Origin of the sequence: Streptomyces sp. NRRL S-1813 (assembly GCF_000719605.1) — a bacterium.
Classification (GTDB): Bacteria; Actinomycetota; Actinomycetes; order Streptomycetales; family Streptomycetaceae; genus Streptomyces; species Streptomyces decoyicus.
The window spans coordinates 24,621-38,269 of record NZ_JOHB01000028.1 but is presented as its reverse complement, the minus strand read 5'-3'; the positions used below and the strand labels follow the sequence as shown (position 1 = coordinate 38,269).

The 13,649-nt window shown below is 71.1% G+C and carries 13 protein-coding genes; 7 read left to right on the top strand and 6 right to left on the bottom strand.

Features of this window, described 5'->3' with window-relative positions:
* The first annotated feature begins 62 nt into the window (after positions 1-62).
* The 3 genes from IF67_RS0129840 to IF67_RS0129830 all read left to right on the top strand — a co-directional run bounded on the left by IF67_RS0129840 (position 63) and on the right by IF67_RS0129830 (position 2,408).
* Positions 63-524, top strand: coding sequence for a universal stress protein (locus IF67_RS0129840; RefSeq protein WP_030990907.1), 462 nt, complete (start codon positions 63-65; stop codon positions 522-524).
* A gap of 91 nt (positions 525-615) precedes the next feature.
* Positions 616-831, top strand: coding sequence for a dodecin (locus IF67_RS0129835; protein ID WP_030990904.1), 216 nt, complete (start codon positions 616-618; stop codon positions 829-831).
* A gap of 125 nt (positions 832-956) precedes the next feature.
* Complete coding sequence (locus tag IF67_RS0129830; RefSeq protein ID WP_030990902.1) at positions 957-2,408, top strand: amino acid permease; 1,452 nt, start codon at positions 957-959, stop codon at positions 2,406-2,408.
* Positions 2,409-2,500: 92 nt separating this feature from the next.
* On the opposite strand, the gene IF67_RS0129825 is transcribed toward IF67_RS0129830, so the two are convergent.
* The 3 genes from IF67_RS0129825 to IF67_RS43950 all read right to left on the bottom strand — a co-directional run bounded on the left by IF67_RS0129825 (position 2,501) and on the right by IF67_RS43950 (position 4,396).
* Positions 2,501-2,977 (bottom strand): hypothetical protein, encoded by a 477-nt coding sequence (locus IF67_RS0129825; RefSeq protein ID WP_030990901.1) that lies wholly within the window; start codon positions 2,975-2,977, stop codon positions 2,501-2,503.
* A 332-nt stretch (positions 2,978-3,309) separates the two neighbouring features.
* The gene (locus tag IF67_RS0129820) at positions 3,310-3,783 is read right to left on the bottom strand and encodes a carboxymuconolactone decarboxylase family protein (protein WP_030990899.1); all 474 of its coding nucleotides are present in this window, start codon (positions 3,781-3,783) and stop codon (positions 3,310-3,312) included.
* Between the two features lie 409 nt (positions 3,784-4,192).
* The gene (locus tag IF67_RS43950; RefSeq protein WP_030990898.1) at positions 4,193-4,396 is read right to left on the bottom strand and encodes a PqqD family peptide modification chaperone; all 204 of its coding nucleotides are present in this window, start codon (positions 4,394-4,396) and stop codon (positions 4,193-4,195) included.
* A 320-nt stretch (positions 4,397-4,716) separates the two neighbouring features.
* Between IF67_RS43950 and IF67_RS0129810 the strand changes: the two genes are divergently transcribed.
* Positions 4,717-7,098 carry a GH92 family glycosyl hydrolase gene (locus IF67_RS0129810; RefSeq protein ID WP_030990896.1) on the top strand — a complete coding sequence of 794 codons (2,382 nt, stop codon included), beginning with the start codon at positions 4,717-4,719 and terminating at the stop codon, positions 7,096-7,098.
* On the opposite strand, the gene IF67_RS0129805 is transcribed toward IF67_RS0129810, so the two are convergent.
* Positions 7,063-7,698, bottom strand: a complete 636-nt coding sequence (locus IF67_RS0129805) for a LysE family transporter (RefSeq protein WP_030990894.1) — start codon at positions 7,696-7,698, stop codon at positions 7,063-7,065. The genes IF67_RS0129810 and IF67_RS0129805 overlap by 36 nt on opposite strands.
* Positions 7,699-7,797: 99 nt before the next feature.
* On the opposite strand from IF67_RS0129805, the gene IF67_RS0129800 reads away from it, so the two are divergent.
* A complete protein-coding gene (locus IF67_RS0129800) occupies positions 7,798-8,760 on the top strand; it encodes a LysR family transcriptional regulator (protein WP_030990893.1) in 963 nt (320 codons plus the stop codon).
* A gap of 20 nt (positions 8,761-8,780) precedes the next feature.
* Here IF67_RS0129800 and IF67_RS0129795 read toward each other — a convergent pair whose 3' ends face one another.
* Both IF67_RS0129795 and uvrA read right to left on the bottom strand, forming a co-directional pair.
* Positions 8,781-8,993, bottom strand: a complete 213-nt coding sequence (locus tag IF67_RS0129795) for an EF-hand domain-containing protein (protein ID WP_030078061.1) — start codon at positions 8,991-8,993, stop codon at positions 8,781-8,783.
* An 82-nt stretch (positions 8,994-9,075) separates the two neighbouring features.
* Positions 9,076-11,535: an excinuclease ABC subunit UvrA gene (uvrA, locus tag IF67_RS0129790; RefSeq protein WP_030990891.1), complete on the bottom strand. Its 2,460-nt coding sequence runs from the start codon at positions 11,533-11,535 to the stop codon at positions 9,076-9,078.
* Between the two features lie 317 nt (positions 11,536-11,852).
* Between uvrA and IF67_RS0129780 the strand changes: the two genes are divergently transcribed.
* Complete coding sequence (locus IF67_RS0129780; RefSeq protein ID WP_107050323.1) at positions 11,853-12,098, top strand: aminoglycoside phosphotransferase family protein; 246 nt, start codon at positions 11,853-11,855, stop codon at positions 12,096-12,098.
* A gap of 408 nt (positions 12,099-12,506) precedes the next feature.
* Positions 12,507-13,400: a methyltransferase domain-containing protein gene (locus IF67_RS0129775; RefSeq protein ID WP_078889713.1), complete on the top strand. Its 894-nt coding sequence runs from the start codon at positions 12,507-12,509 to the stop codon at positions 13,398-13,400.
* Positions 13,401-13,649: the final 249 nt, after the last annotated feature.

Sequence of the window (13,649 nt, the reverse complement as noted above, 5' to 3'; positions counted from 1 at the left end):
CGCGGGGCGCGGTGGTGCGGCCCGGGGAGCCGGCCGCACGCATGTACGGATAACCTCCTGGTGTGGAGGAGAACGCAGCCGCGCAGTTCGAGCGCGGAACGGACGGCCCGAAGGTCATTGTCGTCGGCATCGACGGCTCCGACTCGTCGTGGCGTGCCGCCTCGTACGCGGCAGGGCTGGCCAGGCGCCAGTCCTCGAAGCTCGTACTGGTCTACGTCCAGCCGGTGCTGCCGGCCGGGGCGGCGATGGGCGCCCCGGTCGCGGATGCGACCAACGAGGTCGCCGAGGAGCTGATGGCGGAGATCCGCCAGGCGACCGAGCGGCTTCAGGGGATCTACAGCGTGCGCTGGGAGTTCCACACCCTGCGTGGCGACCCGTACAACGGCATGGTGCAGATGGCCGACGAGCTCAAGGCCGACGCGGTGGTGGTCGGCGCCTCGGAGTCGGCCGGGCACCGCATCATGGGCTCGGTCGCGGTACGCCTGGTCAAGGCCGGGCGCTGGCCGGTCACCGTCGTCCCGTAAGGGCCGGGGCCGCTCCGCTGGTGGGGTGGCCCGCCCTGAGGCACGGTGGACAGTGGACGGGCGGAGCGCCGCCCCGACGAGGGAGACCACCGTGACCGACCGCACGTATCGCGTGACCGAGATCGTCGGCACGTCCCAGCAGAGCGTGGACGCCGCGATCAGGAATGGCATCAAGCGCGCCTCCGAGACCCTGCGCAACCTCGACTGGTTCGAGATGACCCAGGTGCGCGGACATATCGTCGACGGCGAAATCGACCACTACCAAGTCGGCCTGAAGGTCGGATTCCGGCTTGAGGACGCCGATTGACACCTCTCCCGTGTACGTATCCCGGCGAGTCCCGGCACTACTAGGGAGTCGCCTTCCTTAGTCGCTCCTGAGGGTCCATGATGATCCGCCGTCGGACCACGACGGAGCGTACGGAGGGATGACGCATGGGGCTGCGCGCTGGACAGGGCGTATTGCGCCGTAAACCGATCGAACACATTCAAGAGGCGGAAGGCACCGCGAGCGAACAGCTCACCCGGGCGCTCGGTCTGTGGCAGCTGACGGCCATCGGCGTCGGCGGCATCATCGGCGCGGGAATCTTCACGCTGGCCGGCACCGTCGCGAACGGGAAGGCCGGGCCCGCGGTCCTGATCTCCTTCCTCGTCGCGGGCATCGCGAGCGCCGCGGCAGCGTTCTCGTACGCCGAATTCGCCGGGCTGATCCCGAAGGCGGGCTCGGCCTACACCTACGGCTATGCCGTCCTCGGTGAGGTGGCGGGCTGGTTCATCGGCTGGGACCTGCTGCTGGAGTACACCGCGATCGTGGCGGTGGTCGCGATCGGCATCTCCGGCTACTTCGGCTTTCTGCTCAGCGAGCTGGGCGTCGATCTGCCCGCCTGGATGCTCGGCGCACCGGGAACGGGCCCGGGGCACCGGGTGGACCTCTTCGCCGCGGTGCTCTGTCTGCTGATCGCCTATCTGCTGACGCTGGGCATCAAGAACGCCGCACGTTTCGAGACGATCGTGGTGGGCCTGAAGGTCCTGGTGGTCATCATCGTGATCGCGGTCGGCTTCTTCCACATCAAGACCTCGAACTACCACCCGTTCTTCCCGTTCGGGGTGAGCGGCGCCTTCACCGGCGCGGCCACCGTCTTCTTCGCCGTCTTCGGCTATGACGCGATGAGCACCGCGGCCGAGGAGTCCAAGGACGCCCAGCGCCATATGCCGAAGGCGATCATGTACTCGCTGGCCGTCTCGATGGTGCTGTACGTCCTGGCCTGCCTGGTGCTGACGGGTATGCAGAACTACAAGGACATCGACCCGGAGAGCGGCTTCTCGTCGGCGTTCAAGTCGGTGGGCCTCGGCAGCCTGGCGGATGTCATCGCGGTCGGCGCGATCATCGGCATTCTGACGGTCATGTTCACCTTCATGCTCGGTGTGACCCGGGTGTGGTTCTCGATGAGCCGGGACGGTCTGCTGCCCAAGTGGTTCGCCAAGACCAGCCCCAAACACCATGTGCCGACCCGGGTGACCTGGATCGTCGGCTTCGCCTCCGCGGCCATCGCGGGCTTCCTGCCGATCGGCGAGGCCGCCGAACTGACCAACATCGGCATCCTGCTCGCCTTCGCGGTGGTCTGCGTCGCGGTGATCGTGCTCCGCTACAAGCGTCCCGATCTGCCGCGGACGTTCCGTACGCCGGGGATGCCGGTGGTCCCGGCCATCGGGGTGTGCTTCTCGATCTGGCTGATCACGTTCCTGGCCTGGCAGACCTGGGTGCGGTTCGCGGTGTGGTTCCTGGTCGGCATGATCATTTACCTCGCGTACTCCTACCGCCACTCGAACCTGGCACAGGCGGACCGGGAAAGCGCCGGCGGGGAGAGCGGCGGGAAACGGCTGTGAGCCGCGCCCGCTGACGGCGGGGACCGGCAGGACTTCGTCCACCGGTCCCCGCCGTGCTCCCGAAGCCGTCCCCGGGAAGCGGTTTTTCGGAATCAGAAGACGAACGGTCCCGGGGACTGCGGCGAGGTGGCGTTGCAGGTGGCCGTGATACCGAACACCACGACCTTCAGGGACGTGGCCTCCAGGCTGTCGCCCGCGGCGACCGTGCCGTTGAGCGGACCGGTGGAGACTTCGCTGCCGGCGGGTATCGCCGGGTTGGAGCTGCCGCTGAACTCCGTGGTCCCGGAGCCGTTCTTGGTGAGGGTGAGCGTGGAGCTGACCGAGTTCGCTCCGACGTCTATCGGGGAGGTGATCGCCGACGTGGAAAGGCTGATGGTCGCGGCCGTGCCGTCCTGGGTCGCGGTCAGCGTCGCCGTTCCGGAACCAAAACTCCCGCAGTCGAACGAGACGGTGGCGGTGTCGGGGGTCACCGCGGTCGCGGCCGGTGCCATCGCGAGCGTGCCCGCGACGGCGACCGCAACGCCAAGTGCCGTACCAAATCCGCGCGTGCCTGATCTGAGGTGTCTCATGGGGGTACCGCCTTCTTGAGGGGGGTGCAGGCTCATGGCACCGGGCCGTCGAGGGGTACGCGAGGGAACGACCGGCGGCCACGCGGGGGCCGCGGTCGGACCCCGTGCCGGACCACCGTCCAGATCTGACGGTTGGTCAGCGACCTGAATCGCTGACCATTGAGGCACGCGCCCCTGAAGAGAGCAAGGCGGACTCCTCATGATTTTTGACGTGTCTGCATCACATCGCCCCGGGACGGCGCAGGCGGCGGGGACGCCTCGGGCAGTGCCGAGGCCGCGCTTGCTGCTGCCGAGGGCAGCGGGCACCGGCGGCCCCGGCCGGCTGCTCCCCGTCAGGCGAACTGGCCGGGCTGGTAGTCCCCGGCGGGCTGCTGGATGATGACGTTCCCGCGGTTGAAGGCGTTGATGACGGCGATGGTGCACACCAGGGCGGCGAGCTGCTCCTCGTCGTAGTGCTTGGCGGCCTGCGCCCAGGCCTCGTCCGTGACGCCGCCGGCCGCGTCGGCGATACGGGTGCCCTGCTCCGTCAGCTCCAAGGCGGCGCGCTCGGCATCGGTGAACACCGTGGCCTCCCGCCAGGCCGCGACCAGGTGGAGACGCACCGCGGTCTCCCCGGCGGCTGCGGCGTCCTTGGTGTGCATGTCGACGCAGCCGGCGCAGCCGTTGATCTGGCTGGCGCGGAGCTTCACCAGTTCCTGCGTCGCGAACGGCAGCGTCGAGTCCGCAAGCGCCTTGCCCGCGGCGATGAGGTGCTTCATGGTCTTGGCGGCGACCGGGCCGGCCATGAGGTCCAACCGAGCGTTCATGCTGCACTCCTGTGTCGTGGTTGCTGATCACCTCCTTGGACGGGACGGCTGGGCGGGATGTGACATGAACGGAGGCGACAGGGACGGATATGACGCGCCTCTCCCCTGTCGCACGCGCAGCGGCGCGCGGATGCACGACGATGTTCCGTACCGCTGCCGCGGCGCCGTACCGCTCACCCGGTCCCCGACACCTGGCTGCCCTGATTGCGGAGCCCGGACCCCGGGCCCCGGACCGCGTCGTCTTCGTCACTCTCGGGACATCGGCCGCACGGCCAGAATGGCGCGGTACGCAGGATGACACGGATGCGTCGGGGTGGCAGCTTCGCCAGAAGGAACGCCAGCACCACGGCAGCGCGCGCCATGAGACGGCAGCTCAGCTCCGGCCGGCCACCCCGTTCCAGGACTTGGCTCACGAGACCACCAGAGCCTCTTCGGTGAGCTGGTCGAGGAGGCGCTTGACGCCGTGGGATGCCTCCTCCGGCGTCACCGGATACGTTCGCGCCAGGTTCGCTGCAACCCGTTCGACGCTCGACCCGGCCATCAGTTCCTTGGGAATGATCGCGCCGGTGCGATTGACTTGAAAGTACCGCCCGGTGCGCTCGTCCAGCAGCACTGTGCGCCCCCAGTTGCCCCCGCTCCCGTGCCGCGTGCACCGCGAGCACGACGACGACTGCCTGCGCGATCCGGGTCCGGACGGTGGCCGCTCCCTCCCCACCCGGCACGTCCCGGCCCCTTCTCCCACGCGCGAGGTCCTTCCCGCCTCGCGACGGGGGCCGGGCGGGCCGGAGTTACCGCCGCGCCACCTCTTGACGCGCACCTGACCGGCGCCAAGAATGAGCGCGCTCTGACAACGTTGTCGGCCCCTGAGGCCGTGTGCGGCTCCCGCATGCTCCGGCGGGCCGCTCGGCGACCCGATCCCGGAGGTCTGGATCCATGGCATGGCTCAATCGCACCCGGCTGCGCACCGCGGGCGCGGTACTGGCGGCCGCGCTCATCGGGGGCGCGCTCGCGGCCCCCGCCGCGCAGGCCGAGCCGCCCGGCGGCCCCCTCACCGACCTGGTCAACCCGTTCATCGGCAGCCGGAACGACGGCAACACCTACCCGGGCGCGGCCGTACCGTTCGGCATGGTGCAGCTCTCCCCCGACACCGGCCACACCACCGGGTACGGCTATGACGACGACCACATCCGCGGCTTCAGTTCGGTGCACATCTCCGGCGTCGGCTGCGGGCTCGGCGGCGATCTGCCGGTGCTGCCCACCACGGGCGACATCACCGAGACCGACTATGCGAAGTACGCGGCCGCCTACCGCCACGACGACGAGTCGGCCCGGCCCGGCTACTACCGCGTCGGCCTGAAGTCCTACGGCGGCATCACCGCCGAGCTGACCGCCACCGCCCGCACCGGCAGACAGCGCTACACCTTCCCGGCCACCGACAAGGCCAATGTGCTGCTCAACACGGGCCAGTCGCTGCACAAGAACGTCTCCACGCGGGTCGAGGTGCTCGACTCCCGCACCATCCGGACCGCCCTCACCGGCCGCGGCTTCTGCCAGGACACCAAGCCGTACACCGTCTACGCCCTCACCCGCTTCGACCGGCCGTTCGCGTCGTACGGCACCTGGGACGGCGACAAGGTGACGGCCGGCTCCAAGGACTCCACCGCCACCGGCCGGCACGGCGCCTATGCCCGTTTCGACACCCGCAAGGACCGGACCGTCGAGGCGACCACCGCGCTCAGCTATGTGGACGCGGCGGGCGCGGCCCGCAATCTGCGGGCCGAGGGCGGCGGTTCCTTCGACCGTACGAAGGCCGCTGCCGACGCCGCATGGGAGCGGCGGCTGGGCCTGGTGAAGGCCCAGGGCGGCGACAAGCCCCTGCGCCGCACCTTCTACTCCTCCCTCTACCGGTCCTTCCTCGCGCCGAACATCGGCAGCGACGTGGACGGCCGCTACACCGGCTGGGACCAGAAGACCCATCGCGCCAGGGGCTTCACGTACTACCAGAACTGGTCGTTGTGGGACACCTACCGCACCCAGGCGCAGCTGCTGGCGCTGCTGGCGCCGCACGAATCCCGCGATATGGCGCTGTCGGTGCTGCGGATCGACAAGGAGAGCGGCTGGCTGCCCAAGTGGGGCTACGGCACGGTCGAGACGAACATCATGACCGGCGATCCGGTCACTCCGTTCCTCACCAACGCCTATCAGCAGGGGCTGTTGCGGGGCCATGAGGAGGAGGCGTACGCGGCGCTGAAGAAGAACGCCGACGGAGTCCCGCCGGCCGATTCGCCGGCCGTCGGGCGGGAGGCCGACGCGCAGTATCTGAAGGACGGCTTCGCCCCGTACCTCAAGGGCCGCCCGCACACCAAGCCCGGCGACTCCGACTTCGACCACGGCGCCTCGGCCACCCTCGAATACGCCCTCTCCGACGCGATGCTGGCGCAGATGGCACGCGATCTCGGGCACGGCGAGGACGCCGAGCGGTATGCGGCCCGCGCGCAGAACTACCGCAGGATCTTCGACAGTTCGACCGGCTTCTTCCGGGCCCGCGACGGGAAGGGCGCCTTCACCGGGCCCGCCGACCCGGCCAAGAGCGAAGGCTTTCACGAGGGCACGTCCTGGCAGTACCAGTGGCTGGTTCCGCAGGACCTGCCGGGGATGCTGAAGCTGATCGGCGGCAAGGACAAGGCAGATGAGCGGCTGGATTCCTTCTTCGCCTACCAGAAGCTGCTGAAGGACCCGGAGAAGACGGCCCGCGAGGTGTGGGTCAACGGCCCGTACGACTACTACAACGCGGACAAGTACAACCCGCAGAACGAGCCCGATCTCATCGCGCCGTACACCTATCTCTCCACCGGGCGCCCCTGGAAGACGACGGACGTGGTGCATGCGGCGCTGACCCTGTTCACCGATGCCCCCACCGGTATGACCGGGAACGACGATCTGGGGACGATGTCGGCGTGGATGGTGCTCTCCTCGATCGGGGTGTTCCCTGTGCAGCCGGGCACCGACAGCTGGGGGCTGAGCACTCCGGTCTTCGACCGGGTGGACCTGACGCTGGACCGGCGCTACTACCCGGCCGGGCACTTCACCCTCAGCGCGCCCGGCACGTCGGCCGCCCACCGCTATGTGCAGTCGGTACGTCTGGACGGCGTCGCCCACGACCGGACGTACCTCACCACCGATGAGCTGCGCTCGGGCCGTGAACTGGCCTTCACCGTGGGCACGGAGCCGTCGGACTGGGGCACCGGCGACCATGCCGCGCCGCCGCGGGTGGGCACCTCATCCGCGCACCAGCAGCCCGATCGCCGGCCCTGACACCACCACGGCGGAGAGCAGCGCGGTGACGGCCCGCCCCCGTGAGCCGGTGAGCGACCTGCCCAGCACGGTCCCCCCGGCGGCCAGGAAGAGCTGCCAGCTCACGGAGGCGAGGGTCACGGCGGCCACGAAGGCGGCGGGGCCTGCGAGGCCGGCGGGAGTGCCCGCACCGCCGGCGAGCACGAGCGCGGAGAAGTAGAGGACCGCCCAGGGGTTGATCAACGTCAGTCCCAGGAAGGCGAGATAGGCCCGGCCGGGGCGTCCCAGGACGTCCCGTTCCGGGCCGTCCTGTGTGCCGCGGTTCCGCAGTGCGCGGACGGCGGTCCGTACCGCCATGCCGAGCAGGAGGACGGCGGCGAGCGAGCGCAGCGGACCCGCGACCGGTGCGACGGCACGGGAGAGGGCGGCGCCGCCGGCCACCGCGGCCAGCGCGTAGAGGCCGTCGGCGGTCGCCACCCCGAGCGCCGCCGAAGCACCGACCCGGAACGAGGTCCGGGCGGTGACACTCACCAGCAGCACGGCCAGCGCACCGACCGGAACGGCCAGCGCATAGCCCGCCCAGAGTCCCGGCAGAAAGGCATCGGTCAGTAACTCGGTCATGCCGTCCAGCTTCGGGCGGGGCGAGGATGTGGGTCCATCGAAAGTTTCCGCAGCACACCGTGTGGCAGATCCGTACGATCGCCCCCCTATGCTGCGCGCATGATCGATCCCCGGCTCCAGACCCTGCGCGTCCTGCACGAGCGCGGCACCGTCACCGCGACCGCCGAGGCCCTGCATCTGACGCCGTCGACGGTGTCCCAGCAGCTGCGTCAGCTGTCGGCCCGGCTCGGGCTGGAGCTGCTGGAGCCGGTGGGCCGCAAGGTGCGTCTGACTCCGGCGGCGCTGGCGCTGGTCGAGCACGCCGACGCGCTCTTCGTGCGCTGGGAGGAGGCCCGCGCGGACCTCGCGGGCTACGCGGAGGGAGTGGCCGGGCAGCTGCGCATCACGGGAGTGGCGACGGCGATCACGGGGGTGATCGCACCGGCGGCGGCGCGGCTGCGCGAGGAGCTGCCGCGGCTGGCGGTGGAGATCGGTGAGGATCCGGACGAGAACCGCTTCGAACTGCTGCTGGCCGGCCGGGCGGATATCGCCGTGGTGATTCCCGCGCCGGGCGGCCCTCTCCCGGGCTCCCGGCTTCGCCCGAGCAGGGAGTTGCCCCCGTCGGACGATGCGCGCTTCGTCCAGCAGCCGCTCCTGGAGGAGCCGCAGGATCTGCTGGTGCCGGCCGGCCATCGTTTCGCCGCGCGTGCGGCACAGGGGGTGGCGCTGACGGAGGCGGGCGCGGAGAGCTGGATCCGCGCCGGCGATCCGGCCGATCAGCATCAGCTGCTGCTGAGCGCCTGTGCCACGGCGGGGTTCACCCCGCGGGTGCGCCATCACGCGGTCGACTGGTACGCGGTCGCGGCCCTGGTCGCGCACGGCTTCGGGATCTGTCTGGTGCCGAGGCTGGCGCCGGTGCCGCAGCGGTACCCCGTCGTTCGGGTGCCGCTGCGCGGGGAACCCCTCCCCCTGCGGCGGTTCGTGGCGGCCGTGCGCCGCGGCAGCGAGCGGCAACCCCCGATCGCCCGCGGGCTGGCGGCGCTGCGCGCGGCCGCGGGCGAACGGGAGGCGAAGGGGGTGTGAGGATGGGCCGGGTGGGGACGTCAGTCCTGGAGGGCGGCCCAGAACTCGTCGAAGGACATCCGGCCGTCACTGTCGGTGTCCTTGGCCTTGATGACCGCCTCGGCGACCGGGCCGGTGACGTACGGGTCGCCCATCTCGGCCATCGCGTGCTTGAACTCCTCCGGCGTGACCTGGCCGTCGCCGTCCGCGTCGAACCGGTCGAACGCCGCCCTGGCCTTCTCTATGTCTGCCATGAGAGGTGCCCCCTTCGTGGTGCTGCGCAGTGCTGCGCGGTGCTGTTGCCTGGTGATCTGACCTGCGTACATTAGCGGACCGTCAAGAGGCGTCCGGCCGCGCCCTCCGCCGGGCCAGGTAGGGCGCGGTACGGCTGTCCGGTGCCGCCGCGACCTCGGCCGGGGTGCCCGCCGCCACGATCCGGCCGCCGTCCGCACCACCGCCGGGGCCGAGGTCGATGACGTGGTCGGCGCCGGCGACCACCCCCATGTCGTGCTCGACGACCACGACGGTGTGGCCGGCGTCGACCAGGCCGTGCAGCTGGTGCAGCAGCACCTCGGTGTCGGCGGGGTGCAGTCCGGTGGTGGGCTCGTCGAGGAGGTAGAGGGTGTGGCCGCGGCGGGTCCGCTGGAGTTCGGTGGCGAGCTTGATGCGCTGTGCCTCGCCGCCGGAAAGTTCGGTCGCGGGCTGGCCGAGCCGCAGATAGCCGAGGCCCACGTCATGGAGGGTGCGCAGGCTGCGGGCGGCCGCGGGGACATCGGCTAGGAACTCGGCGGCGGCGTCGACGGTCATCGCCAGCACGTCGGCGACGGTCCGGTCCCGGTAGGTGATCTGGAGGGTCTCGGGGTTGTAGCGGGCGCCGTGGCAGGCGGTGCAGGGGGCGTACGTACCGGGCAGGAAGAGGAGTTCCACGGCCACGAAGCCCTCGCCCTGGCAGGTCTCGCAGCGGCCGGCGGCGACGTTGAAGGAGAACCGTCCCGCCGTGTAGCCGCGGGCGCGGGCCTCGTCGGTGGCGGCGAAGACCTTGCGTACCGCGTCGAACATCCCGGTGTAGGTGGCGAGGTTGGAGCGCGGGGTCCGGCCGATCGGCTTCTGGTCGACGCGTACCAGCCGGTCGACCGCCTCCAGGCCCTCGACGCCGGTGAGTTGCGCCCGTGCCATCGGTCCGGTGCCGGTGCCGCCCCCGTCGGCGGCGTCCTGCTCCTCGCCCGCGCCGAGGTGGTCCCGTACGGCTTCCGCGAGGACACGGGTGACCAGGGTCGATTTGCCCGATCCCGAGACGCCGGTGACGGCGGTGAAGACGCCGAGCGGGAAGGTCGCGTCCAGGCCGCGCAGATTGTGCAGGGTGGCCCCGCGCAGGGTGAGTGTGCCCGAGGGGCTGCGCACGGTGCGCTCGGCGGGCGGTGCGGTGTCGAAGAGGAAGCGGCGGGTGGCGGAGTCGGCGGCGTCCGCGAGCGCGGCGACGGGGCCGCTGTGCAGCACCTGTCCGCCGTGTTCCCCGGCGTGCGGGCCGACGTCCACGATCCAGTCGGCGCGGCGCACCACGTCCATGTCGTGCTCGACGACGAACAGCGAGTTGCCCGCTTCCTTGAGCCGGCCCAGCACCGTGAGCAGCGACTCCGTGTCGGCGGGGTGGAGGCCGGCGGACGGCTCGTCCAGGACGTAGACGACGCCGAAGAGGCCGGAGCGCAGCTGAGTGGCGAGCCGCAGCCGCTGGAGTTCACCGGCGGACAGGGTGGGCGAGGGCCGGTCCATGCTCAGATAGCCCAGGCCGAGTTCGGAGAGGACCTCGATACGGGCCACCAGGTCGCGGGCCAGCACCGGCGCCACCTCGTCATCCGCCCGCCCGGCGGTGGGCCGCAGCAGCTGCGCGAGGGCGCTCAGCGGGCGGCCCGCGAGGGTGGCGATGTCATGGCCCTCGAAGGTGACGGCCAGTGCCTCCGGGCGCAGCCGCCGTCCGTGGCACACCGGGCAGGGCTCGGCGACCATGAACCCCTGGACGCGTCCCCGCAGCGTCTCGCTCTTGGAGTCGGCGAAGGTGTGCAGCACATAGCGTCTGGCGCTCATGTACTGGCCCTTGTAGGGGCGTTGGATCCGGCCCACGTCGCGGACCGGGTGCACGGTGACGACCGGCTGTTCGTCGGTGAACAGGATCCAGTCCCGGTCGGCCTGCGGCAGCTCGTGCCAGGGCCGGTCGATGTCGTATCCGAGGGCGGCGAGGATGTCGCGGAGGTTCTTGCCCTGCCAGGCGCCGGGCCAGGCGGCGACGGCACCCTCGCGGAGGGACAGCGAGGGGTCGGGGACCAGTGATTCCTCGGTGACGCGGTGAACGGTCCCCAGGCCGTGACATTCCGGGCAGGCCCCGGCCGCGGTGTTGGGTGAGAACGCGTCGGAATCGAGCCGTTCCGCTACGCCCTCCGGGTAGTCGCCGGCGCGGGAGAAGAGCATGCGCAGGGTGTTGGAGAGGGTGGTGACCGTGCCGACTGAGGAGCGGGAGGTGGGCGCGGAGCGCCGCTGTTCCAGGGCGACGGCGGGCGGCAGCCCGGTGATGTCCTCGACCTTGGGTGCGCCCACCTGGTGGATCATCCGCCGGGCGTAGGGGGCCACCGACTCGAAGTAGCGGCGCTGCGCCTCGGCGTAGAGGGTGCCGAAGGCGAGGGAGGACTTGCCCGACCCGGACACCCCGGTGAACGCGACCAGTGCGTCCCTCGGGATGTCCACATCGATGCTGCGGAGGTTGTGCTCACGGGCGCCGCGCACCCGTACATACGAGTCGGCCATCCCTCCATGATCGGGCACAGTCCTCCCGACCGGGCACAGCCCTCCCCGAGCGGGCAGGTCCTCCCTGACGGGGCCGGTCCTCCCCGGGCGGGCACAGTCCTCCCCGTCCAGGCCGGTCCTCCCCGGCCGGCCACGGTCAGCCGGCCGCCGTGGTGGCATGGATCCGCCGGCATGCCTCCTCCCAGGGCAGCGGTGTGGCGATGACCGCACGCGGCGCCCGGACCTGGCGGGGCGGCAGTCCGGCCGCGAGCACGCCGACGGCGCTGCCGTCCCGGCCGTAGAGCGCGAGGGCGCGGCGCTCCGCCCGGACCGGGACCGTGGTCTCGATCCGGTCGGCGCCCGCGGCCCCTTTCCCACAGCCGGACCCACGGCGGGTGCTCCGCGAACGCTACGTGCGGGTGGCCGACGCGCTGGGCGAGGACCCCACACGGTTGCTCGCCTGGTCGGTGGCGCGCGGCGTGGAGAGCGCCCTGTGGAGCGCCGACCACGATGATGAGGCGGGTGGGGCAGAGGAGTTGGCAGAGGCCCAGTTGCTGGCGGGCCTGGCCGGTGCTGCTCTCTGAGCCAGGGCTTCGGCGTAGTCGGATGGCGTCCGGTTCACGACGGTCTGTCGGGTGGGAAGCCCTGGGAGTAAGACAGTGTCGGTGTGTGGTCTCAGCCCCGGATCCCGAACTGGAGAAGAGGTACCACGCGTCACGAACGGGGACGTGCATCTGCTGGATCCGCTGGCCCCGACTTTACGTCGTGATCGAAGGCGTCCGGTACGAGGTCGAACCCGCCATAGCCGACAGTCCGGTCAGCGCGCTGTCCCGCGCCTGGTGCGCTGACTGTGGGGGCCGAATGCATGTACCCCTTCCGGTGCGTCACGGTGCAGAACCGTGCTGTAGGACGTGCGGGGTTTGCTGGCTGTGTGAGACATCCCTCTCCCGTCGTCGTGGCGCTGGTGGCCTGGGAAGGTTGACCATGTGGTCATGACCTCCTCGCCCCGCCCGCCGCACGTCGGTGGCCGACCGGATCCGATAGGCGGGACTACCGCGCTCGGTGGAGAGTCCGCTCCCGCCCGCGGGTACCTGCTGGACAACGCGCGCGCCGAGGCGGGCGAGCGATTCGTCTGGCTGGCCGAGCTGTTCGACGGTGTGACGCGCGGGCACTTCGATCGACTGGGGGTCAGGGCCGGCTCGCGCTGCTGGGAAGTGGGGGCCGGTGGCCCCGGTATCCCGGAGGCGCTCGCGACGGCCGTCGGTCCGACCGGGCACGTGCTGGCCACAGACATCGACCCGTCGTGGCTGAAGGCAGGCGACGGGTACGAGGTGCGCCGGCACGACGTCGCCGCTGACCCGCCCCCGGAGCCGGGGACGTTCGATCTGGTGCACGCCCGGCTCGTGCTGGTCCATGTACCCGACCGGGCTCGCGCGTTGGCCACGATGGCGGCAGCGCTACGGCCCGGCGGCTGGCTGCTGGTCGAGGACGCCGATACCGCTCTGCAGCCACTGGCATGCCTGGACGACAGCGGCCCTGCGCAGCGGCGGGCCAACCGGCTGCGCGACGCGGTCCGGGAGCTGCTGACGCGCCGCGGCGCGGACCTGCGCTACGGCCGGACACTGCCGCGGGCATTGCGTGAGGCCGGCTTGGTAGATGTCGCCGCGGCGGGCTCCTTCCCGGTCGGCGGGCTGGCCTGCGACCGGCTGGAGGCGGCGACCATCCGGCACGTGCGCGGCGAGCTGCTCGCGGCCGGCCTGGCCGACGACGCCGAGATCGACGCGCACCTGGCCGCCATCCACGCGGGCAGACTCGACCTGACACTCGCGCCGCTGATCTCGGCCTGGGGACGCCGTCCAGCCGAGCACCCTCCGGCACTCGGTTAGGTGCGGATCCAGGCGTTGTCCGACCTGCCCACAGCACTGTTCGTCGAGGGAGGCCAGGCAGCTCGCGCAGGTGCGCGCTGCGCGTCACCGGAGGCACCACCAACATCGCCGCAGCCCTCCGCCCCAACGCCCGCGACCCACGCCGCCCACTCGCCCTGCTCGGACTCACGTGATCACAAAACGCACATCACACGACTACGCCGAAGCCCTGCCCTCTGAGCGGGCACCGCGCGGCCTCGCTTGCCCGCA